The following is a 21,193-nucleotide window of genomic DNA, read 5'->3' as shown; positions in this document are numbered from 1 at the left end:
CAAATACACAAAAGTCCGCAGATCCTCAAGAAACTCCCAGTTTGTCGCGAAAAGGTCCCGATCGTGGCGCTATACGAACACTCGCTTGGTCGATCCCCTGCCCGAGACGCGTGCGACCAGTAGTTCGAGGGGTCCTGAACCGTCCGAAAACGGCGCCCAGCGCCGCCACGACCACGCGATGACCAGCAGGAACGCCGTGATCGCCCCCAGGAAGAGCCACGAGTCCGTGACGTCCACCCACGGCCGTGCGGCCTCGAAGAGGATGATCTGCAGGGAGTAGACGGTCAGCGGCATGCGCCCCGCGGCCACCAGCGGGTTCCATCTGCCCACGAGGCCCGCCGTTGCCGGCAGGCGCTCGATCTGCAGCAGGGCCGCGATCACCAGCAGCGCGCAGCCGAGGGCCACCAGGTTGCCGGCCACCGTGGTGGATCCGGGATGGATCGACATTCCGCCCCAGGCCCCGACCGCGGCGCCCGCCAGCACGCCGATTCCCCCGGCGGCCGCGAGCCGCCCGGGCGCCGAGCTGCGCCGCAGGTCCGTTCTGGCGGCGACCAGCCCTGCAGCGAGGAAGGGCAGGAACAGGAGCGCCCAGTAGTGCGGTCCCGCGACGAGCCAGGAGGCCAGCCGTTCGAGGACCGGATTCCCGGTCAGGAAGACCACGACGTCGGGGCTGGCCGCCCACCCCTGCGCGAGCGGGGACAGGACCAGGGCGGCCGCCCCGACCCCGGCGATGACCGCACGCGGGCAGAAGAGGAGCGGGATCGCCAGCAGCAGCACGATCCCGATGGAGTCGATGACCACCGCGATCGGCGAGCCGATCCACCAGAGCAGGACCCCGATGACCACGAGCGCCACGGCGCGGCGCAGCTGCTGGAGGCGCATCGCCCGGCGCTCCGCCCCGGAAGCGGGCGGCTCGGCGCCGCCGGTCATGAGCCCGATCGACATGCCGGCGAGCACCACGAAAAGCGGTGCGGTGACCTGTGTGGCGGCGGCGAGCGCCTTGACCGGCAGCGGGCTGGTGCCGAGCACCGGCGCCGCGTGCGCGTAGAGCATCCCGAGGATGGCCACGCCGCGCGCCGCGTCGAGGGCGCCGATCCGGCCGAGGCGGGCGCTCATACGCGCCCCCTGCGGACGTCGGCCGGGGAGCCCCAGCCGAAGGTCGCCAGCGCCCGGCGCAGCAGCTGCGGACTGGAGAAGCCCGAGTAGTGGGCGATCTCCGGAATGGACAGGACGTCGTACTGCGGGTCGCCGAGCAGCTGGACGGCGTGCTCGGCGCGCAGGCGACGCAGGGTGTCGGCCACGGAGGCCCCGTTCCGTGAGAAGTCGCGTTGCAGGTGGCGCAGCGAGACGTTCAGGTCCTGCGCGATCTTGGCGGGGCTGAGCTCTTGATCGGCGCGGCGCGCGGTCATGAGGGCGAGCGCCTTGTCGTGCAGCGACGCCTCGCCGGCCCGCATCGCGTGCCCCACGCCGCGGCTCGAGAGCAGCAGCGCGCCCATGAGCTCGATGACGATCTTCTCCAGGAAGTACGCGTCGAGTGCGCTGACCGAGTCGCCGACTCCCGTCGCCGTGTCGAAGAAGGCGCGTGTGGGGTTGGTCAGCGCCGAGGCCTCGGGTACGAGTCCGTCGATGGCGTCGTGCGGGATGCCGAAGTCGTCGGCCAGCTCCAGCGGCACACCGATCACCAGGAGGCTGACGTCGTCGTGCCATTCGACGTCGTACGTCTGAGTCCCGCGGTAGAGGACGACGTCGCCGTCGCGCGCCTCGAGCCGGCACCCGTCCGGCGAGATCAGCGAGACGCGTCCCGACTCGACGAAGGCCGCGTGCAGTATCCGGCCCCGCTGCCCGTCCTATTCGAGAATCCCCCGCCCTTCACGGATGTCCGCCCGCGCGACCGTCACAGCCCCGAAGTCGACGCGCTCGAGTGTCGCGCCCCAGGCCGGCTGGCGCGGCGCCGTCAGGCCGTAGACGCTGGCGCCGTTCGTGGGGCGCACCTCGCCGTTGGAGATGACGTGGTCGGAGGTCAGGACGATTCGTCTGCGCTGCACGCGGCTCTGGACTGCTGTCGGCATTTCCCCCACCCTCGACGTCGACCCCTGTCTCGGGAGTCATTCTAGACAGTACCTTCACGTGCTGGAGCGTTGCACCAGCGTGGTCGGGAGGGTGACGCTGCGCCCCTCCGCCCCGTCGACCGCCTCGAGCAGCAGCCCGACCATCGCCCGGCTGATCGCCTCCCACGGCTGGCGAATGGTCGTCAGGGGCGGGTCGAGCGACTCGGCCAGGCCCGAATCGTCGAATCCGGCCACCGCGACGTCGTCGGGCACCCCCAGGCCCGCGCGGCGCAGGGTCGCGATCGCGCCGGCGGCCATCGCGTCCGAGGCGGCGAATACAGCATCGAAGCGGACCCCGCCCGCCAGCAGCCGTTCCATGGCCGCGGCGCCGGACGCCCGGCCGAAATCACCGGACTCGACGAGGCGCCCGTCGAACTCCGCGCCCATCTCGTCGCGGTACGCGGCCAGGCGGAGGCGCCCGCCGGGCGTGTCCTCCGGCCCGGACAGGTGGGCGATCCGGTGCCGACCCCGCGCGCGCAGATGGCGGATCATCCGACGGGTCGAGGCGTCCTCGTCGATGGACACGGACGGGACGCCCGCGGCGGGCGCGGCGGGCAGGCCGCTGCACGCGGCCGGGATCCCAGCCGCCGAGAGCTCTCCGATGTACACATCGGAGGCGCGGGAGGAGATCAGCAGGACCCCGTCGACGTGTCCGGCGCGCAGATACTCGAGGGTCGTCTCCTTCTCCCGGTCCGTGCCCGCCATCAGCAGCACGAGCGTCATGTTCCGTTCGGCCAGCGCCTCGGCGGCCCCGCGCAACAGCAGGGCGTAGGTCGGGTCGTCGAAGAGCAGGTGCTGGGGTTCGGTCACGAGGAAGGCCAGCGAGTTCGCTCGTCCGGTCGCGAGGCTGCGCGCGTGGTGGTTGGCGGTGTAGCCGGTCCGCTCGATGGCGGCCTCGACCAGCCCGCGCGCCCCGGGCGAGACCCAGTGGCCGCCGTTGATGACACGCGAGACAGTCCCCCGCGAGACTCCCGCCGCGGCGGCGACGTCCCGGATCGTGGGCCTGGGCGCCCGGCTGTCCTGTTCCATGAGCATGGACATTACCAGCCCGGCTGCCGTAGCCTGTGACCGGTCACAGGTCGGCGCTCCCCGCGCGGCCGCACGTCCTCGAAGGAGTAACCCGATGCCCGAGCAGCACCGCTGGCCGCAGCTGGATCAGATCGCCTACGGGGGCGACTACAACCCGGAGCAGTGGCCCCGCGAGACGTGGCACGAGGACGTGCGGCTCATGCGCGAAGCCGGCGTGAACATGGTCAGCATCGGCATCTTCTCCTGGGCGCTGCTCGAGACCGAGGAGGGCGTCTTCGACTTCGAGTGGTTGGACACCGTGATCGAGCTGCTGCACGAGAACGGGATCGCCGTCGATCTCGGCACGCCCACCGCGTCGCCTCCCGCGTGGTTCTTCGCCGAATACCCGGACGCCCGCGTCATCGACCGGGACGGCAGGGTCCTGGGTTTCGGGTCCCGCGGCATGGTCTCCCACTCGGCCGCCTCATACCGCGACGCCGTCGTGCGGATCGCCTCCGCCCTCGCCGAGCGCTACGCGGACCACCCGGCGGTACTCATGTGGCACGTGCACAACGAGTACGGCGTGCCCGTGGCCGAGGACTACTCGCCGCACGCGGTGCGCGCCTTCCGCACCTGGCTGCGCGAGCGCTACGGCAGCCTCGACGAGCTGAACCGGGCCTGGGGCACGGCGTTCTGGGGTCAGCACTACGGCGATTGGGAGCACGTCGGCGCGCCCGCCGCCGCGGCGAGCACCGTGAATCCGGCCCAGCGCCTCGACTTCGCCCGCTTCAGCGACCACCAGCTGCGCGCCTGCTACATCGCCGAGCGCGACGCGATCCGCGCCCACTCCGACAAGCCGGTGACCACCAACTTCATGGCCAACCAGGAGTTCACCACCGACCTGTGGGCCTGGGCGAAGGAGGTCGACGTGGTCTCCGACGACCACTACCTCACCGCCGCCGATCCCGAGGCGCACATCGGTTTGGCCATCGCGGCAGACCTGTCGCGGTCCGTCGGCGGGGGCAAACCGTGGATGCTCTTGGAGCACTCGACGTCCGCCGTGAATTGGCAGCCGCGCAACGTGGCCAAGCGCCCCGGCGAGATGGCCCGCAACTCGCTGGCCCACTTCGGCCGCGGCGCCGACGCCATCATGTTCTTCCAGTGGCGGGCCTCCCGTTCCGGCGCCGAGAAGTTCCACTCGACGATGCTGCCGCACGCGGGGACCGATTCGCGCATCTGGCGGGAAGTCGTCGACCTGGGCGCCAAGCTGGGACGCGTGAGTGAGGCCCGGGGCGCCCGGGTGCAGGCCGACGTCGCGATCCTGTGGGACTTCGAGTCCTTCTGGGGGCAGTCGCTCGAGTGGCGCCCCACGCAGGACCTCGACCCGCGCGAGCGCATCCGCGCCTTCTACGAGCGCCTCTGGCGCGACGGCATCACGGTCGACTTCGCCCTCCCGGGCGCCGATCTCTCCGGCTACAAGCTGGTCATCGCGGCCTCGCAGTACCTGCTCACGCGCGACGACGCCGCCAACCTGACCCGCTACGTCGCCGGCGGCGGCACCCTGGCGGTCTCCTACTTCTCCGGGATCGTCGACGAGCACGACGCCGTCCATGCCGGCGGGTTCATGGCCCCGCTGCGCGAGGTGCTCGGCTGCGACGTCGAGGAGTTCCTGCCACTGCGCGCCGGCGCCCGGGCCGCCGTCGACTACACCGCAGCCGACGGCGGGGCGCACCGGCTCAGCGCCGACGACTGGCAGGACGACCTGCGGATCACCACCGCCGAGGTGCGCGGCACCTACGCCGAAGGCCCCGGCGCGTCCAAGCCGGCGATCACCCGCAACGCGCACGGCGACGGGACCGGCTGGTACCTCTCCACCCGGCTCGACGCCGGGGCGCTGGAGACCGTCATGGGCGACGTCTACGCGGACGCCGGGATCGCGCCCGCCGGCCTGCCCGAGGGCGTGGAGGCGGTCCGCCGGGTCGGCGAGGCGGCCGACTACCTCACGCTCCTCAACCACACGGACACGGCGGCGGACGTTCCGGTGGACGGCGTCGATCTGCTCACCGGCGCCGCCACGGGCGGGTCGCTCACGCTGGAGGCCGGCGGCGCCGCCGTCGTGCGTCTGGAGGGCTGAGCGGCCCCGCGGCGCCGGGCAGCGCGCCTAGCCCTCGGCGATCTCCGCGGCCTCGAGCCACTCCGTCTCGAGGTCGTCGTGCGCGGCCCGGAGCTCACCCGCCTTGGCCGTGAGGGCCTTCAGCTCGTCGAATCTCATCGCCTCCGACGCGGCCGCCATCTGGTGCTCGACCTCGGCGACCTGCGCGTCCAGCTTGCCCATCTGCTTCTCGAGACGATTGACGCTCTTGCGCGCCTCGCGCTTCTCGGCCTCGCTGTGGCCTGGCGCGGACGACGGCGTCCCCTGGGCGGGCTGGTCGCCCGCCGCGGGCGAGTTCGTTCCGGTCGCCGCCCTCTGGGCCGCGGTGTCCCCGCCCTCGCGCAGCTCGAGGTACTGCTCGACGCCGCCGGGCAGGAAGCGGATCCTGCCGTCGCCGAGCAGCGCCAGCTGGTGGTCGGTGACGCGCTCGAGCAGGTAGCGGTCGTGGCTGACGACCACCAGCGTGCCCGGCCAGCCGTCGAGCAGGTCCTCCACCGCGGCGAGCGTGTCGGTGTCGAGGTCGTTGGTCGGCTCGTCGAGCATGAGCACGTTCGGCTCGCCGATCAGCAGGCGCAGCAGCTGCAGGCGCCGCCGCTCGCCGCCGGAGAGCTCCTTGATCCTGGTCCACTGCTTCTGCTGGGTGAACCCGAGCTGCTCGACGAGCTGCCCGGCCGAGATCTCCTTGCCGCCGACCTCGAACCGGCTCTTCTCGTCGTTGACCACCTCGATCACGCGCTTCTCCGCCAGCGGCTCGAGCTCCGTGACCTCCTGGGTCAGCACGGCGGTCTGCACGGTCTTGCCGCGCTTGATCTTCCCGCTCGTCGGCTCGATCTGGCCGTCGAGCAGGCGCAGCAGGGTCGATTTGCCGGCCCCGTTCACGCCGACGATGCCGACGCGTTCGCCCGGTGCCAGGCGCAGGGTGACTTCGTCGAACAGCGGCGCGTTCCCGTCGAAGCCCAGCGACACGTCCTCGAGGTCGATCACGTCCTTGCCGAGGCGGGCCGTGGCCATCTTCGCCAGCGCGACCGTGTCGCGCGGCTCCGGCACGTCGTTGATCAGCGCGGTCGCGGCGTCGATTCGGAACTTAGGCTTCGAGGTGCGGGCGGGGGCGCCGCGGCGCAGCCACGCGAGCTCCTTCTTGGCCAGCTGCTGGCGCTTGTTCTCGACGACGGCAGCAGTCCGGTCGCGCTCGACCCGGGCGAGGGTGTACGCGGCGTAGCCCCCGTCGAACGGGTCGACGACGCCGTCGTGCACCTCCCAGGTGCGCGTGCATACCTCGTCGAGGAACCAGCGGTCGTGGGTGACGAGCAGGAGCCCGCCCTGGTTGGCGCGCCAACGGGTCTTCAGATGCCGCGCCAGCCAGGCGACGCCCTCGACGTCGAGGTGGTTGGTGGGCTCGTCGAGCATGACGACGTCGTCGTCGGCGATCAGCAGCTTGGCGAGGGCGACGCGGCGGCGCTGCCCGCCGGAGAGCGAGGACACCTTGGCGTGCCAGTCGACCTCCTCGACGAGCCCGCCCATGACCTCGCGGACGAGCGGGTTCGACGCCCACTCGTGGTCGGCGGCGTCGCCGACGATCGCCTCGCCCACGGGCAGGTCGCCGTCGAGGACGTCCACCTGGTTCAGGTAGCCGACGCGCAGCCCGCCCCGCTGCGTGACCCGCCCCTCGTCGGGGCTCTGCTCGAGCGCGAGCAGGCGCATGAGGGTCGATTTCCCGTCGCCGTTGCGGCCGACCATGCCGATCCGGTCGCCGTCGTCCACGCCGAGGCTGACGCCGTCGAGCACGGTGCGGGTTCCGTAGGAGACGCGCAGGTTCTGCGCGCCGAGCAAGTGAGCCATTCTGTCCTTACATCTGCTGTTGGTTCTTCGAAATTCGGGGCACGACGCCGCCGCGCTAGATCAGTCCGGCACCCGGGACCGGGCCGTGCACGGGATGCGCGGCGAGGCCGGGCTCGTCCTGCAGCTGCAGCGCCAGCTGGTCGGCGTGGTGGGCGTCCTCGGCGAGCAGCGCCGCCGTCGGACCGGAGCCGGAGACGATCGCGGCCAGTGCTCCGGCGCGCAGGGACTCCTCGAGCACGTCGCCCAGCTCGGGGGCGAGGCTGATCGCCGCGCGGGCCAGGTCGTTGTGCACCAGTCGGGGCAGGCGTTCGTGGTCGCCGGCCACGAGGGCCTGGACGACGTCGGCGTCGACCTGCCGCGGGGTCTCCACGGCCTCGTCGGCGCGCAGGGCGTCGAGCTGCTTGAACACGGCCGGAGTCGACAGGCCGTAGCTGGCCGGCAGGACGACCCAGTCGCTGCGGTCCCGCAGGAGCAGCGGTGAGAGCTCGTCGCCGATGCCGAGGCCGACGGCGGCGCCGCCGGTGATGGCGAACGGGACGTCGGCGCCGAGCTCGGAGCCCAGCTCGCACAACTGCTCGCGCGTCAGCGAGGTCCCCCAGAGCGCGTTGCACGCCACGAGCGTCGCGGCCGCGTCGGCGGAGCCGCCGCCCATGCCGCCGGCGATCGGCACGCGCTTGACGACCTCGAGGTCGACGCCCCGGCCGGCGCCGGTGTGCGCCGCGAGGAGCTTGGCGGCGCGGACGACCAGGTTGTCGGCGTCGAGCGGGAAGTCCTCGGGGTCCCGCACGGCGGTCGAGTCGGCCGACAGCCGCACGGTCACCCCGTCGTCGTCGCGCGCCGTGGCGGTCACGTCCTCGTAGAGGCTGACCGCCAGGTAGAGGCTGGCGACGTCGTGGTAGCCGTCCGGCCGCGCCGGCCCGGCGCGGAAGAAGACGTTGATCTTGCCCGGTGCCCGGGCCGTGACGCTGGGCCTCACGCGCCGCCCTCCCCCGCGGCGGGCGCGCCCACGACGTCGGGGTGGTGGGCCGCGATGGCGGCGAACTCCTCGATGCCGAGCTTCTCGCCGCGGGCCTGCGGGTCGACGCCGGCGGCGCGGAGGGCGGTCTCGGCGGCCGCGGCGCTGCCGGCCCAGCCGGCCAGGGCGGCGCGCAGCGTCTTGCGGCGCTGGGCGAAGGCCGCGTCGATCGCGGCGAAGACCTGCTCGCGGCTGGCGGGCGTCGCGGGCGGCTCGTGGCGTTCGAAGCCGACGAGGCCGGAGTTGATCTTGGGGGCCGGCCAGAAAACGTTCTTGCCGATGATCCCGGCCTTGCGCATGTCCGCGTACCAGGTGGACTTGACGCTCGGTATGCCGTAGATCTTCGAACCCGGCGTCGCGGCGAGCCGGTCGGCGACCTCGTCCTGGACCATGACCAGCCCGTGCCGCAGTGTGGGGAAGTGCTCGAACAGGTGCAGCACCACGGGCACGGCCACGTTGTAGGGCAGGTTGGCGACCAGGGCGGTCGGGGCGTGCGGCAGCTCGGTGACCCGCATGGCGTCGGAGAGCACGACGTCGAGGGCGCCGGCCCGCTCCGGGCGGAACTCGGCGATGGTCCGCGGCAGGCGCTCGGCGAGCTTCGGGTCGATCTCGACGGCGACGACGCGCTCGGCGGCGTCGAGCAGGCCGAGCGTGAGCGATCCCAGCCCCGGACCGACCTCGAGCACGACCTCGTCCGGGCCGAGGTCGGCGGCGGCCACGATGCGGCGGATGGTGTTCCCGTCGATCACGAAGTTCTGCCCGAGCGTCTTCGTCGGGCGCACGTCGAGTTCGTCGGCCAGTCGGCGGATCTCGGTCGCGCCGAGAAGCGGGGCCGGCGAACCGGAAGCGGGGCGGGCTGCATCAGAAGTCACGGAGTCCATCCTAGTTCGTCCTCGTCCGTCCGCCGCCCGGGTGCACGCAGAGGCCCCACGTGCGGTCCATCCCGGAGGAGGACTGCGCGCGGGGCCGGAGGCTGCGCGGCCGGAGCGAACCGGTCGGAGTGTTTAGCGCAGGCCGAGCTGCGACGAGCAGGAGGGCCAGTGGCCCCAGCCGCCGTTGGAGCGCAGGACCTCGGCGGTCGCGATCTGCTCGGACGGGCTCGCCTGGTGCGGCAGCGGAGCGTACTGCGTGCCGCCGGCACCGGCCCAGCTGGAGGCGCTGAACTGGAGGCCGCCGTAGTAGCCGTTGCCGGTGTTGATGGACCAGTTGCCACCGGACTCGCACTGCGCCAGCGCGGCCCAGGTGCCCGAGGACGGGCCGGACGCGGTGGTGCCGCCGCCCGAGCTCGAGGAGCTCGAGTCGGACGAGCTGGACGTCGAGGGCGCGGGGGCCTTCTCCTCGACGTGCGTGCCGACCTTGACGACCTCGGTGACCGGCTTGGCGACGACCTCGTCGGCGACGAGCTCGGACTTCTCGACCTCGCCGTTGTGGAGGACGACCTTGTAGGTCAGCTCGCGCTCGCCGTTCTTGCCCTTGGTCGAGACCTCGGTCTCACCCTTGTCGATGGAGGAGTCGTTGACCTTCTCGACCTCGTGGGCGATGGACTTGGTCTCGGTGCGGTTCTCGGTGGTGACGCGGATGACGCTGATGGTCATGCCGTCCTCGGTCTCGGTGCTGAGATCCTCGGGGCCGACGATGTCGCTCTCGCCGACCTCGACCTCGGCATCGGCGAGGGCCTCCTCGACGGTCTGCGCCGTCGTCGTGAAGGGCTTCTCCTCGCCGCCGACGACGAACTTGATGTCCTTCGGCGTCTGGATCTCGATGGCGCTGCTCAGCGCGACGAGCTCCATGTCCTTGCCCTCGGAGACCTCCGCGTCCTCGGCCAGGCCGAGCTGCGCGAGGACGTCGGCCACGGTCACACCGGTGGTTCCTACTGTGCGCGCCTCGCCGTCGAGCACGAGCTCGACGCTCTTGTGGCGGCTGACGGAGATCTCGGTGCCGTCCTCGATGGCCGCGTCGAGGGAGGGGGAGACCTCGTCGCGGTCGGCCACGTCGATGTCGGACGAGGCGAGGGCGTCGGCGACCGTGTTGCCGAAGGTGGTCACCGACTGGGTCTCACCGTCGACGGTCACCGCCAGGGTCTTGGATGCGCCGACGTAGGAGACCACGCCGACGATCAGCGCGGCGAGGACCAGTCCCTGGGCTGCGACCTTCACCCAGCGGTTCCGAAAAGCGTTCTTCATGAAATTCCCAACTGTTCTGCCGTCCAGGTACGGGGAGCTCGGCGGCAGAAGGCAAGGTTGGACATACGAACGGAATGTCCAAACCACCGATGGTTGATGCGAATGATGCTGATGCCGCGCGTGGAGCGCGGCATACCCGAAACCTTCCCCGATCCCGGCTGTGTCACTTCCACCGTAACCGTTCCGTTATCAAGTCACAAACAGCTGACGGCGTCCGCACCGCCCGGCGCCGCCTCGAACGGGGCGGGACCGCGGGTGCGACAATGGTCGACATGACGACGTTTGCACTAGTCACCACACCTCTGACCCTCGCCCTGATCCTCACCGTCGCTGGCGTGGCGAAGATCATGACGGAATCTCAAGAAAAGGTAACGGCCACTCCGCTATCGGGGCCAGGCGTGCCCCGGATCGTGAACCACCCGCTGGTGCGCCGGCTCCACCCCTGGCTCGAGATCCTGCTGGCCATCGGGCTGGTCACCACCCCCTGGCCGGCCGCCCTCGTCGTCGCGGCTCTCGCCCTCGCTCTCTGCCTGTTCTACACGTGGCTCATCGCGGCGGTGCTCCGCAGCGGCGAGGCGCAGGACTGCGCCTGCTTCGGCCGATTCGGCCGGGGCGCGACCACCCGCTGGGACCTGGCCCGCAACCTCGGCCTCGTGGTTCTGGGACTCGGCGCGGTGGTCTTCGCGGGCTCCGGACGCTCCGTGCCCTCCGACTTCCTCGCCTTCGCCCCCGGCGACTGGTGGTGGCTCGCTGCCGTCGTCGTCGCCGCAGCGGTACCCCTGACGTGGCAGCAGCTCACCGGCCGCGGCCCGGGCGCCGGCACGATCGTCGCGGCCCCGGCCGGGGCCGGCCGGACGGCCCCGGAGCCGGCCGGGGATCCGGCAGGCGGCGAAGCAGAGGAGCCCGCGGGCGGGACCCCGGTGCGCTGGCTGCTGAGCGAGCGTCCCGCGCCGTCGTCGCTGGACGACGCCCAGCCCGAGGATCTGACCGGCGTGGCGCTGCCGAAGGTCATGGTCCGCGCCGCCGGATCCGCCGAGACGCGCGGTCTGCGCCAGTCGCTCCCCCGAGGGGCGACCCTGCTGATCCTGGTGCGCCCCGCCTGCCGGGCGTGCGACGAGGTGCTCGAGGCCCTCGACAACTGGCGGGAGCGGTTCGGCGACCGGGTCGGGGTGCGTCTGCTCGTCTCGCGGGCGCCGGAGCAGTTCGCCGAGGAGCACCCCGAGGTGCGCGAGCTGGTGCTGGTGGACGACAGCCTCGCGATCCAGCAGCTGCTCGGCGTCCGCTACACGCCGTCCGCGCTGCTCGTGGCGCCGGACGGCTCCATCGCCGCGGGCCCGACCACCGGGGCCGAGTACATCTCCGCGCTGGCCGGCGTCGTCGCCGACTCGGTGGAGTCCTAGAACTCCCCGTAGACGCGGCGCGTGTTCGCCGCCAGCTGCGTGCAGAGCCCGGCCAGATCGCGCCCGGTGTGCCCGGCCATGAACCGCACCGTGTAGGGGGTCATGTAGGCGGCGTTCGGCCGGCCGCGGTAGGGGTGCGGGGTCAGGTACGGCGCGTCCGTCTCGACCAGGACCAGCTCCGGGTCCGCCAGCGAGAGCGCCTCGTGCAGTCCCGTCGAGTTCTTGAAGGTCACGGTGCCGGCGAACGACATGTACCAGCCGTTGTCGTTGCAGATCCGCGCCAACTGCGCGTCTCCGGAGAAGCAGTGGAAGACCACGTGCTCGGGAAGCCGCGGAGCGCTGCGGAGCACGTCGACGACGTCGTCGTGCGCGTCGCGGTCGTGGATCTGGAGCGCCTTGCCGCGCCGTACGGCGATGTCCAGGTGCGCCTCGAACGAGGCCCGCTGGTCGGCGTGCCCCTCGGGGCCGGTGCGGAAGTAGTCGAGCCCGGTCTCCCCCACCGCGCGCACGCGCTCGTGCCCGGCGAGCACGTCGATCTCGACGATCGCCGCGTCGAGCCCGCCCGCCTCGGCGAGCGGCGCGGCGTCGTTCGGGTGGATGGCGACGGCGGCGAGCACGCGCGGATCCGCGGCGGCGGCCTCGACGGCGAACCTCGAGGACTCGACGTCGCAGCCGACCTGCACGACGCCCGGGACGCCGACGGCGTTCGCCGTGTCGAGCGCGTCCGCGACGGACACCGCGCTCCGCACTGCCCGCGCCTCCAGGTGCGTGTGGTTGTCGGGTACCGGGACGGGCAGCGGCTCCGGCGCCGGCGGGTATTCGGAACGACGACGGCGCCGGGCCGCCTGGGCGGCCAGCCGCTCGGCCTCTTGCGGGCTCGCCCCCTCGGGGACGACGACGTCGTCGGCCTCCTCGGACACGAAGGCGGGCGGGGTCGAACCGGGGGTCACGCGCGAATCAGACACGCGTTCCATCCTAGCCAGACCCGCCCGCCGGCGCCTCCCGTGCTACTTCGCGTACGGGTCGGCGATGCCGATGTACTGCACGGTGCTGTACTCGGCGATGCCCTCGGTGCCGCCCTCGCGGCCCATGCCCGACTGCTTGACGCCGCCGAACGGGGCGGCCGCGTTCGAGATGATGCCGGCGTTGAAGCCGATCATGCCGAACTCGATCTGCTCCGCGACCCGGAACATGCGCGCGTAGTCGGACGTGAAGAGGTACGAGGCCAGGCCGTACTCGCTGGCGTTGGCGAGCTTGATGGCCTCCTCCTCGGTCGCGAACGTCGTCACCGGGGCGACCGGGCCGAAGATCTCCTCGCGCAGGATCGCCGCGTCGTTGGGCACGTTTCCGAGCACGGTCGGGGCGTAGAAGTAGCCGTCGCCGGCCAGCGGCTCGCCGCCCGTGACGGCCACCGCACCGGAGTCGACGGCCCCGGAGACGAGCGCGTGCACGTCGTCGCGGGCGGAGGACTCGATGAGCGGGCCGACAGTCGAGGAGTCCTCGGTGCCGCGGCCCGGCGTCAGCCGGCCCATGGCCTCGGCGAACCTGCGCGTGAACTCCTCGGCGATCGTGTCCTGTACCAGGAAGCGGTTCGCGGCCGTGCAGGCCTCGCCCATGTTGCGCATCTTGGCCGCCATGGCGCCCTCGACGGCCTTGTCCAGGTCCGCGTCCTCGAAGACCAGGAACGGGGCATTGCCGCCGAGCTCCATCGAGGTGCGCAGCACGTTGTCGGCGGCGTCCTTCAGCAGGCGCTTGCCGACCGGCGTCGACCCGGTGAAGGAGACCTTGCGCAGCCGCGGATCGGCCATGACCGGGCCGGAGATGGCCGAGGCGCTCTTGCCGGAGACGACGTTGAGCACGCCGGCCGGGAGGCCGGCCTCGAGCAGGGTCGCCGCGAAGAGCTGGCTCGTCAGCGGCGTCAGCTTGGCCGGCTTCAGGACCATGGTGCAGCCGGCGGCGATCGCCGGGCCGACCTTGCGGGTGGCCATCGCCAGCGGGAAGTTCCAGGGGGTGATGAGCAGGCACGGGCCGACCGGCTTGTTCTGGACGAGGATCTTGTTCTTGCCCTCGGGCGTGGTGATGTACCGGCCGTAGTCGCGCACGGCCTCCTCGGAGAACCAGCGCATGAACTCGTTGCCGTAGGCGACCTCGCCGCGGGCCTCCGGCAGCGGCTTGCCCATTTCCAGCGTCATGAGCAGCGCGAAGTCCTCGGAGCGCTCGCTGATCAGGTCGAAGGCGCGGCGCAGGATGTTCGAACGCTCGCGGGCCGGCGTCAGGGCCCACTCGGCCTGCGCGGCATCCGCGGCGTCGAGGGCGGCGAGGGCGTCCTCGCTGGTGGCCGAGGCGAGGGTCGCGAGCACCTTGCCGGTCGCCGGGTCGTGCACGTCGAAGGTGGCGCCGTCGGAGGCGTCGCGCCATTCGCCGCCGATGAGAAGTCCGGTGGGGACGGAAGCGAGGAGCTCGGCTTCGCGTTCGGGCGTAATCGTCATTGTTTAACTCCCGGGAATCGATAGTGCTGGACAGCTGCTAAATCTAGGCGACGCCCGAGAGCCGCGAAAATCGGACTACGATGCACGTCGCTTCGTGACTCATTGTCGCGCGGCCACGACGGCGGCGTACAGCTCGCGCTTGGAGATCCGGTCGCGCTCGGCCACCGCGGCGACGGCATCCTTGAGGCGCATCCCCGAGTCCATCATGGACTGCACCGCGGCCACGTGGTCGACGTCGTCTTCGGCGTCGGCTTCCGTCTTGCCGGAGACGACGACGGCGATCTCGCCGCGCACGCCCTCCTCCGCCCAGGCGGCCAGCTCGTCGAGCGGTCCGCGCCTGACCTCCTCGTGCAGTTTGGTCAGTTCGCGGGCGACGGCGGCCGGACGGGATCCGCCGAACGCCCCGCCCAGCGCCCTGAGCATGGCGTGCAGCCGGTGGGGGGCCTCGAAGAAGACCATGGTGCGGCGCTCGTCGGCCAGGTCGGCCAGGCGGGAGGCCCGGTCGCCCGTCTTGCGGGGCAGGAAGCCCTCGAAGGTGAAGCGGTCGGTCGGCAGCCCGGAGAGGGAGAGCGCCGTCAGCACCGCCGACGGGCCCGGCACCGCGGTGACCGTGACTCCTGCGGCGACGGCGGCCTCGACGAGCCGGAAACCGGGGTCGGAGACGGCCGGCATGCCCGCGTCGGAGACGACCAGCAGGGTGGCGCCGGCCTCGACGATCTCGAGCAGCTCGGCGATGCGGGAGGCCTCGTTGTGCTCGTGGTAGCTGACCAGCCGCCCCGGCACGCGCACGCCGAGGGCGTTGGCCAGGTGCAGCAGGCGCCGGGTGTCCTCGGCGGCGACCACGTGGGCCGAGCGCATCAGCTCGATGAGCCGCGGCGACGCGTCGGAGAGGTTCCCGATCGGGGTCGCGGCGAGCACGATCTGCCCGTTCCCCGGGGTCTGCTCGACGAGCGCCCGGGCCGCCGTTTCCGCGGGGCTCGAGGCGTTCTCTTCGGTCTCTCCACTGCTGCGCTGTGCCACCCGCCCAGCCTATCGCGGACGCGGGGTGCCCACGGTGGTTCGGGTCGGCCGCTAGAGTGGCCATCGTGACCAGATGGATCCGATCGCCCGAGGCCGCCACGAGCCGGACCGCGCTGCGCGAGCGGCTGCTGGGTCCGTCCGCGCCGCCCGGCACCGGCGGGCCGCCGCGGACGCGGATCCCGGGCACGCCGGCGGCCGTCTGGGCCTTCGCCACCCGCCACGCCTTCTGGCTCGTTCCTGCGCTCATCACGGCCCTGGCGGCCTGGCTGCGGCTGGTGAACCTGTCCACCCCGCACGATCTGATCTTCGACGAGACCTACTACGTCAAGGACGCCTTCACGCTGCTCCAGTCGGGCTTCGAGCGGCAGTGGCCCGACGAGGGTGCCGACGAGGCCTTCCTCGCGGGCGACCCGCAGCCCCTCGACGAGCGCTCCTACGTGGTCCACCCGCCCCTGGGCAAGTGGCTGATCGGGCTCGGCATGCTCGCGTTCGGCACCGACAACGGGCTCGGCTGGCGGTTCGCCCCGGCCGTGGCGGGGACGCTCTCCGTTCTCCTCGTCTACCTGGTGGGCCGCAAGCTGCTCGGCTCGATCCTGCTCGGCGGCATCGCGGCACTGCTCACCGCCGTCGACGGCCACCACATCGTCATGTCGCGCACCGCCCTGCTGGACATCTTCACGATGTTCTTCTGCCTCGCCGCGTTCTACGTGCTGCTCCTCGACCGCGACGACGGACGCCGCCGCCTCGCCGCGCTGGCCGCGGCCGCCGTCGTGCCGGGACAGCGTGCGGCGCAGCTGCTCTACGGGCCGTGGAACGCGTGGCGCCCGTGGCGGCTCGTCGCCGGCGTGATGCTCGGCGCGGCGGTGGGCACCAAGTGGTCGGCGCTCGCGTACGTCGCGGCGTTCGGCCTGCTGACGGTCCTCTGGGACGTGGGCGCGCGCCGTGCCGCCGGGGTGCGGTACTGGGGCGCCGCGGGGCTCTTCCGCGACGGGATCCCGGCGTTCCTCACCATCATCCCCGCGGCCGCCGCCACGTACCTGGCGACGTGGACTGGATGGCTGCGCACGGCGGGCGGCTACCACCGCCAGTGGGCGGAGAACAACCCGGAGGCGGCGTGGCCGCTGGTCCCGGATGCGCTGCGCTCGCTCGCCGAATACCACCGCAGCGCCTACGACTTCCACCGGGGGCTCGGGTCGGAGCACTCCTGGGAGTCCGGCCCGGAGACCTGGCTCTTCGCGGGCCGGCCGGTCCTCTACCACTACGACTCCCCCACCGCCGCCGACGGCTGCGCGTTCGAGACGTGCAGCCGCGTCGTCACGGACCTGCCGAACCCGCTCATCTGGTGGTCGGCGGCCCTGGCCCTGCTGGTCGTCCTGTTCTTCTGGGCCGGGGCCCGCGACTGGCGGGCCGGCGCGATCCTCGCCGGCGTCGCCGCCGGGTTCGTCCCGTGGTGGTTCTACCCCGAGCGCACCATGTTCTTCTTCTACACGATCGCCTTCCACCCGTTCATGATGCTCGCCCTCGCCTACGTGCTGGGGCTCGCGCTCGGCGCGCCGACCGCCGGCCGGCGCCCGCGCCTGCTGCCGGGCTCGCCGGCCGGCCCGCCGCTGGGCCACCTGCCGCCGTCCGCGGCGCCCCCGGAGCACGACGACGCCCGCACCGCGGTGGCGTCCGAGCGCCGCCGCGCCGGCCTCGCCGTCGTCGGGGTGTTCATGGCGCTGGCGATCGCACTCTCGGCGTTCTTCTGGCCGGTCTGGACCGGGCAGACCATCAGCTACGAGGCCTGGCACCTGAGGGTCTGGCTGCCCAGCTGGGGATAGGCCCCGGGTCGGGACCGGCGGCCGGGGCACGGCGCGCCGCTGACTAGACTGTTGACCGAAGACCGCCTCGTCAGGAGAGAACCGTGCGCGAAGCCAGGACCGACCTGCTGGTCGAGCTCCCCAAGTCCTACAACACCACCCAGCTGCTCATCGACCGGATGAACCGCGAGAACGCCGACCCGGACTCGGCCTCGCCGCTCTACGCCGTCAAGGACTCCTCGGGCCGGTGGACGGAGATCAGCACGCCCCGGTACGTGGCGCTGGTGCGCCGCCTCGCCAAGTCCCTCATCGACCGCGGCGTCGAGCCGGGTTCCATGGTGGCGATCATGTCCCGGACCCGCTACGAGTGGGCGCTCGTCGAGCAGGCCGTCTGGTTCGCCGGGGCCGTCAGCGTGCCCGTGTACGAGACCAGCTCCGCCGTCCAGGTCGAGTGGATCCTGCGGGACTCCGGTGCGCGGCACGTGTTCGCGGAGTCGGCCGAGCGCGCCGCCGTGGTCGAGGACGCCGTCGAGAAGCTGGGCGAAGACGTCCAGATCTTCTGCTTCGATGCCGCGCACAGCGTGGGCGGGGGCGCCGCCGGCGAGGCGACGGGCGGCGTCGTGCCCGCGGGCCTGACCGCGGGCAGCGACCTGGCGCTGCTCCTGGCCGCCGGAGCCCGCTCGCGGGTCTCCGACGCGCAGGTCGAGGACGCGCGCACCTCGGCCGGCTACAGCGACACCGCGACCCTCGTCTACACGTCCGGGACCACCGGGCGGGCCAAGGGCTGCGTGATGACGCACGGCAACTTCGCGGGCGTCGCCGTGAACCTCGTCCCGCACATGCGCGAGGTCGTCCACGGCCGCTCGCGGACCCTGATGTTCCTGCCGCTCGCGCACGTGCTGGCGCGGGCCGTCCAGCAGTGCTGCGTGCACTCCGGCACGACCGTGGCCCACGGCCCGGACGTCGCCGACCTGATGGGCGACCTGGCGGGCTTCAAGCCGACGTTCCTGCTCGCGGTGCCCCGGATCTTCGAGAAGGTGCGCGCCGGCGCCCTTTCCAAGGCCGAGGAGTCCGGCAGGGGCCGGCTCTTCGCGCGCGCCGAACGGATCGCGATCGAGGTGTCCCGGCACCGGGACGCGGTGGGCCGCGGAGCCGGCACCAGGCTCCCCCTGTCCGTCCGGGCGCAGCACGCGTTCTTCGACCGGGTGCTCTACCCGAAGCTGCGCGCCGTCCTCGGCGGTGAGGCGAAGTTCGCGATCTCCGGCGCCAGCGAACTGGGCGAGGACCTGGCCCACTTCTTCCGCGGTGCCGGGGTGCAGCTGCTCGAGGGCTACGGGCTGACTGAGTCGACCGCGCCCGCCACCGTGAACCAGCCCGACTACGTGCGGGTCGGCAGCGTCGGCTTCCCGACCCCCGGGACGACCGTGCGGATCGCCGACGACTCCGAGGTGCAGCTGCGCGGCGTGGGGGTCTTCGCCGGCTACCACGGCAACGGGGAGGCGACCGCGGCCGCCTTCACCGAGGACGGGTTCTTCGCCACCGGCGACCTCGGCGAGCTGGACGAGGACGGGTTCCTGACCATCACGGGCCGCAAGAAGGACCTCATCGTCACCGCCGGCGGCAAGAACGTCTCCCCCGGCCCGCTCGAGGAGCTGATCCGCGCGTGGCGGATCGTCGACCAGGTAGTCCTGGTCGGCGACCAGCGCCCCTTCGTCGCCGCACTGGTCACGCTCGACACCGGCGAACTGCCCCAGTGGGCCGCCGCCCGCGGGCTCGAGGGCCTCGACGTCGCCCGGGCCGCCGGGCACCCCGAGGTCCTCTCCGAGATCCAGGCGGCGGTCGATGCCGCGAACAAGACGGTCTCCCACGCCGAGGGGGTCAAGAAGTTCACGATCGTCGACCGCGAGTTCACGGAGGCCTCGGGCCACCTGACGCCGTCGATGAAGCTCAAGCGCGCCGCCGTCGTCGAGACCTGCGCCGGGGAGATCGAGGAGCTCTACCGGCGCTAGGCCGTCAGGCGGAGCGGCGCCCGTTGACCCGGATGCGGGAGCGGTCGCGGCGGCTGCGCGTCGGCCACGTGGCGATCAGGGTGGCGACGACGGCGAGCAGCACCAGCACGCCCACGCCGATGCCGGCGTCGACCCAGAACTGCTCGGGGTAGAGCCGCAGCAGCGTGTCGGAGTACTGGAACGTCCACGTACCGTCGGCGAAGAAGAGCCCGTGCACGCCCGTGAAGAACGCGCCCCAGTTCAGGATCGCCAGCGCCGCGAGCGCGACGGCGGCGACCAGCGTGGCGACGGCGCCGGCGAACAGACCCCGGCGCACCCCGCCCGGGTAGCGCCTGGCCAGGAACCAGACCATGAGGGCGGCCAGGACCAGCAGGACGAATCCGGCGGCGAAGCTCGTGGCGATCACGGCCTTCACGTCGGCCATGTGCGAGACCTCGGAATCCGTCATGAGCGGGGCGCCGTCGGCACCCACCAGGCCGCCGAGGAACCCGGCTCCCGCGGCGTTGTTGAGGTAGTCGACGCCGTAGGAGCCGTAGGTCAGCCGCTGGGCCGTGTCCCACCCGAACTCGTCCGCCGGGAAGCCCGGACGGTGGTATTCCAGCCACAGGAACCAGGGGCTGGCGACGGCCTTGAGCGCGCCGATGACCAGCAGGAACGGGTAGACGACGGCGAGCAGGGTCTGCACGATCCGCGGCCCGAGCGGCTTGGCGCGCAGGGCGGCCTCGCGGGCGTCGCCGCGCCGTTTGCTGTCCGCGGGGTCCGCGACCGGCGCGGCCACGGGTTCCGGGGTCGCGCGGGCGGCAGCCGCCTCGGCGGAGCGCAGCACCTTCGTCGCGGAGGCGGGGCTCTTCTCACGTTCGGCGGCGGCGCCCGCGACCGGGTCGTCGGCTGCCGTGCCGCCGCCGGAGGCCTCGCCGGCCGACTCCGCCGAGCGGCGCCCGCGGCGCGGCTCGGAGGTGGGCAGGGCGGCCGTCTCCGTCTTCTCCTCGGGTGCCGGGTCGGCGGCGGGCTGAGCCGTGCCCGGGCCGGAGGCCTTCTGCGCGTCCGGCGCCGCGTCGGAACGGAGACCGGACGGGCGCTCGATCGGCTCGGTGGCCGACTCGCTCGCGCTTGCGCTGTTCGCCTTCTCGCTCATGCAGTTCCTCTCGTGGCTGACGTCCTTCCCCACCCTAGTCGGCGGGCAGGCCCCTGGCTCCGAATGACCCGCGCCGCCCCCGACCGAAGTAGTGCGGCGTTCATCAACCGTAGGTCGAGACGAGCCGGGCCCCCAGCGCGGCGATGGCGGACCGCACCTCCGCCGGTTCGACGACTTCGGCCGCCGCGCTCCATCCGGCAACCTGCTCCGCCAGGGCCTCGGCGCTCTGCGCCCGCAGCTCCACTCGCACCCGGCCGTCGGCCGCCGCGCCCATCGGCGTCATCTGCGCCCCGAAGGCACGTCCCAGAGCTGCCACGGCGTGCGCATGGACCAGAGCCCGCGCGGACACGACGCCGCGCAGTTCCTCCACGCGCGCCACCGCCGCGGCCCACGCCTTGGTCAGGTCGAAGCCCGCCGGGCGCACCGCGGCCCGTCCGGACCGCCGCACGTCGCGAATGCGGTCGGCCCGGTAGAGCCGGGGCTCGCCTGCGTCGCGCGAAGCGAGCAGATACCAGGTGCCGCCGCGGGCGGCGACGCCCAGTGGAGTGAGTCCGACGGGCCCGCGGTCCGCGTACGAGATCACGACCGCGCTCTCCGCGGCGATCGCGGCCTGCAGTTCGGCGACGGTCTCCGGCGGCCCCTGGTGCACCGCGCCCCACGGCGCGTCATCGCGCACCGTCGATCCGATGGCGCGCTCCGCCCCGCTGCGGAACGTCGAGGGCAGGGCCTGCACCAGCTTGCGAATCGCAGTGGCGGCCTCCCCCGGCACGCCGTGGATCTGGCCGATCAGGGCGAAGAGGGCGGTCGCTTCGGGTTCGGTCAGCCCGGTGAGGTTCGTGCGCGCCCCGCCGACCAGGCTCCAGCCGCCGCCGCGGCCCCGCTGCGGGTAGACCGGGACGCCTGCGGAGGAAAGGGCTGCGAGGTCGCGGCGCGCCGTCGCGATCGAGACCTCCAGATCGTCGGCGAGTTCCGCGGCGGTCACCGTGCTGCGAGACTGCAGCACGAGGAGGACCCGGATCAGTCGGTCTGCCCGCAT

17 protein-coding genes are annotated in these 21,193 nt (G+C 72.5%); 4 read left to right on the top strand and 13 right to left on the bottom strand.

What is annotated here, in order from left to right:
- Positions 1–69: 69 nt before the first annotated feature.
- The 4 genes from IE069_RS11495 to IE069_RS11480 all read right to left on the bottom strand — a co-directional run bounded on the left by IE069_RS11495 (position 70) and on the right by IE069_RS11480 (position 3,137).
- Entirely contained in the window at positions 70–1,116 is a 1,047-nt protein-coding gene (locus tag IE069_RS11495) for a heparan-alpha-glucosaminide N-acetyltransferase domain-containing protein (protein ID WP_189350623.1), read from the bottom strand.
- The gene (locus IE069_RS11490) at positions 1,113–1,673 is read right to left on the bottom strand and encodes a helix-turn-helix domain-containing protein (protein WP_189350622.1); all 561 of its coding nucleotides are present in this window, start codon (positions 1,671–1,673) and stop codon (positions 1,113–1,115) included. The genes IE069_RS11495 and IE069_RS11490 overlap by 4 nt, the downstream gene beginning before the upstream one ends.
- A 174-nt stretch (positions 1,674–1,847) precedes the next feature.
- A complete protein-coding gene (locus IE069_RS11485; RefSeq protein ID WP_189350621.1) occupies positions 1,848–2,069 on the bottom strand; it encodes a hypothetical protein in 222 nt (73 codons plus the stop codon).
- A 54-nt stretch (positions 2,070–2,123) separates the two neighbouring features.
- On the bottom strand, positions 2,124–3,137 hold the full coding sequence (locus tag IE069_RS11480) for a LacI family DNA-binding transcriptional regulator (RefSeq protein WP_189350620.1): 1,014 nt from the start codon (positions 3,135–3,137) through the stop codon (positions 2,124–2,126).
- A gap of 94 nt (positions 3,138–3,231) precedes the next feature.
- Here IE069_RS11480 and IE069_RS11475 point away from each other — a divergent pair, with 94 nt between their 5' ends.
- Positions 3,232–5,250, top strand: coding sequence for a beta-galactosidase (locus IE069_RS11475; RefSeq protein WP_189350618.1), 2,019 nt, complete (start codon positions 3,232–3,234; stop codon positions 5,248–5,250).
- Between the two features lie 27 nt (positions 5,251–5,277).
- On the opposite strand, the gene IE069_RS11470 is transcribed toward IE069_RS11475, so the two are convergent.
- From IE069_RS11470 to IE069_RS11455, 4 genes are all read right to left on the bottom strand, one after another.
- Positions 5,278–7,107, bottom strand: coding sequence for an ABC-F family ATP-binding cassette domain-containing protein (locus IE069_RS11470; protein ID WP_189350617.1), 1,830 nt, complete (start codon positions 7,105–7,107; stop codon positions 5,278–5,280).
- A gap of 55 nt (positions 7,108–7,162) precedes the next feature.
- Positions 7,163–8,083 carry a 4-(cytidine 5'-diphospho)-2-C-methyl-D-erythritol kinase gene (locus IE069_RS11465; RefSeq protein WP_189350615.1) on the bottom strand — a complete coding sequence of 307 codons (921 nt, stop codon included), beginning with the start codon at positions 8,081–8,083 and terminating at the stop codon, positions 7,163–7,165.
- Positions 8,080–8,994: a 16S rRNA (adenine(1518)-N(6)/adenine(1519)-N(6))-dimethyltransferase RsmA gene (gene rsmA, locus IE069_RS11460; protein WP_229791105.1), complete on the bottom strand. Its 915-nt coding sequence runs from the start codon at positions 8,992–8,994 to the stop codon at positions 8,080–8,082. The genes IE069_RS11465 and rsmA overlap by 4 nt, the downstream gene beginning before the upstream one ends.
- 132 nt (positions 8,995–9,126) lie before the next feature.
- Positions 9,127–10,305, bottom strand: coding sequence for a resuscitation-promoting factor (locus IE069_RS11455; protein WP_189350611.1), 1,179 nt, complete (start codon positions 10,303–10,305; stop codon positions 9,127–9,129).
- Positions 10,306–10,577: 272 nt separating this feature from the next.
- On the opposite strand from IE069_RS11455, the gene IE069_RS11450 reads away from it, so the two are divergent.
- Entirely contained in the window at positions 10,578–11,705 is a 1,128-nt protein-coding gene (locus tag IE069_RS11450; protein WP_189350608.1) for a TlpA family protein disulfide reductase, read from the top strand.
- Here IE069_RS11450 and IE069_RS11445 read toward each other — a convergent pair.
- The 3 genes from IE069_RS11445 to rsmI form a co-directional block, all read right to left on the bottom strand.
- On the bottom strand, positions 11,702–12,655 hold the full coding sequence (locus IE069_RS11445) for a TatD family hydrolase (protein WP_373287817.1): 954 nt from the start codon (positions 12,653–12,655) through the stop codon (positions 11,702–11,704). The two genes, IE069_RS11450 and IE069_RS11445, sit on opposite strands and share 4 nt — an antisense overlap.
- 57 nt (positions 12,656–12,712) lie before the next feature.
- A complete protein-coding gene (locus tag IE069_RS11440; protein ID WP_189350604.1) occupies positions 12,713–14,194 on the bottom strand; it encodes an NAD-dependent succinate-semialdehyde dehydrogenase in 1,482 nt (493 codons plus the stop codon).
- A gap of 99 nt (positions 14,195–14,293) precedes the next feature.
- Positions 14,294–15,115: a 16S rRNA (cytidine(1402)-2'-O)-methyltransferase gene (gene rsmI, locus IE069_RS11435; protein WP_229791116.1), complete on the bottom strand. Its 822-nt coding sequence runs from the start codon at positions 15,113–15,115 to the stop codon at positions 14,294–14,296.
- A 164-nt stretch (positions 15,116–15,279) separates the two neighbouring features.
- Between rsmI and IE069_RS11430 the strand changes: the two genes are divergently transcribed.
- Together IE069_RS11430 and IE069_RS11425 are read left to right on the top strand one after the other, a co-directional pair.
- The gene (locus IE069_RS11430; protein WP_229791104.1) at positions 15,280–17,034 is read left to right on the top strand and encodes a dolichyl-phosphate-mannose--protein mannosyltransferase; all 1,755 of its coding nucleotides are present in this window, start codon (positions 15,280–15,282) and stop codon (positions 17,032–17,034) included.
- Between the two features lie 83 nt (positions 17,035–17,117).
- Entirely contained in the window at positions 17,118–19,022 is a 1,905-nt protein-coding gene (locus IE069_RS11425; RefSeq protein ID WP_189350602.1) for an AMP-dependent synthetase/ligase, read from the top strand.
- A gap of 4 nt (positions 19,023–19,026) precedes the next feature.
- On the opposite strand, the gene IE069_RS11420 is transcribed toward IE069_RS11425, so the two are convergent.
- Entirely contained in the window at positions 19,027–20,157 is a 1,131-nt protein-coding gene (locus IE069_RS11420; RefSeq protein ID WP_189350601.1) for a lipoprotein intramolecular transacylase Lit, read from the bottom strand.
- A gap of 103 nt (positions 20,158–20,260) precedes the next feature.
- Positions 20,261–21,193: a helix-turn-helix transcriptional regulator gene (locus IE069_RS11415; protein WP_189350599.1), complete on the bottom strand. Its 933-nt coding sequence runs from the start codon at positions 21,191–21,193 to the stop codon at positions 20,261–20,263.

It is taken from the genome of Zhihengliuella salsuginis, assembly GCF_014651715.1.
Lineage (GTDB): Bacteria > Actinomycetota > Actinomycetes > Actinomycetales > Micrococcaceae > Zhihengliuella > Zhihengliuella salsuginis.
The sequence above is the reverse complement of the archived record's forward strand: the minus strand, read 5'-3'. Positions and strand labels throughout refer to the sequence as shown.

Coding starts and splice junctions, on each gene's coding strand:
- IE069_RS11480 (WP_189350620.1), bottom strand. CDS start 3,137: ATGGAACAGGACAGCCGGGCGCCCAGGCCCACGATCCGGGACGTCGCC.
- IE069_RS11470 (WP_189350617.1), bottom strand. CDS start 7,107: ATGGCTCACTTGCTCGGCGCGCAGAACCTGCGCGTCTCCTACGGAACC.
- IE069_RS11455 (WP_189350611.1), bottom strand. CDS start 10,305: ATGAAGAACGCTTTTCGGAACCGCTGGGTGAAGGTCGCAGCCCAGGGA.
- IE069_RS11485 (WP_189350621.1), bottom strand. CDS start 2,069: ATGCCGACAGCAGTCCAGAGCCGCGTGCAGCGCAGACGAATCGTCCTG.
- IE069_RS11415 (WP_189350599.1), bottom strand. CDS start 21,193: ATGCGGGCAGACCGACTGATCCGGGTCCTCCTCGTGCTGCAGTCTCGC.
- IE069_RS11495 (WP_189350623.1), bottom strand. CDS start 1,116: ATGAGCGCCCGCCTCGGCCGGATCGGCGCCCTCGACGCGGCGCGCGGC.
- IE069_RS11420 (WP_189350601.1), bottom strand. CDS start 20,157: ATGAGCGAGAAGGCGAACAGCGCAAGCGCGAGCGAGTCGGCCACCGAG.
- IE069_RS11450 (WP_189350608.1), top strand. CDS start 10,578: ATGACGACGTTTGCACTAGTCACCACACCTCTGACCCTCGCCCTGATC.
- IE069_RS11440 (WP_189350604.1), bottom strand. CDS start 14,194: ATGACGATTACGCCCGAACGCGAAGCCGAGCTCCTCGCTTCCGTCCCC.
- IE069_RS11475 (WP_189350618.1), top strand. CDS start 3,232: ATGCCCGAGCAGCACCGCTGGCCGCAGCTGGATCAGATCGCCTACGGG.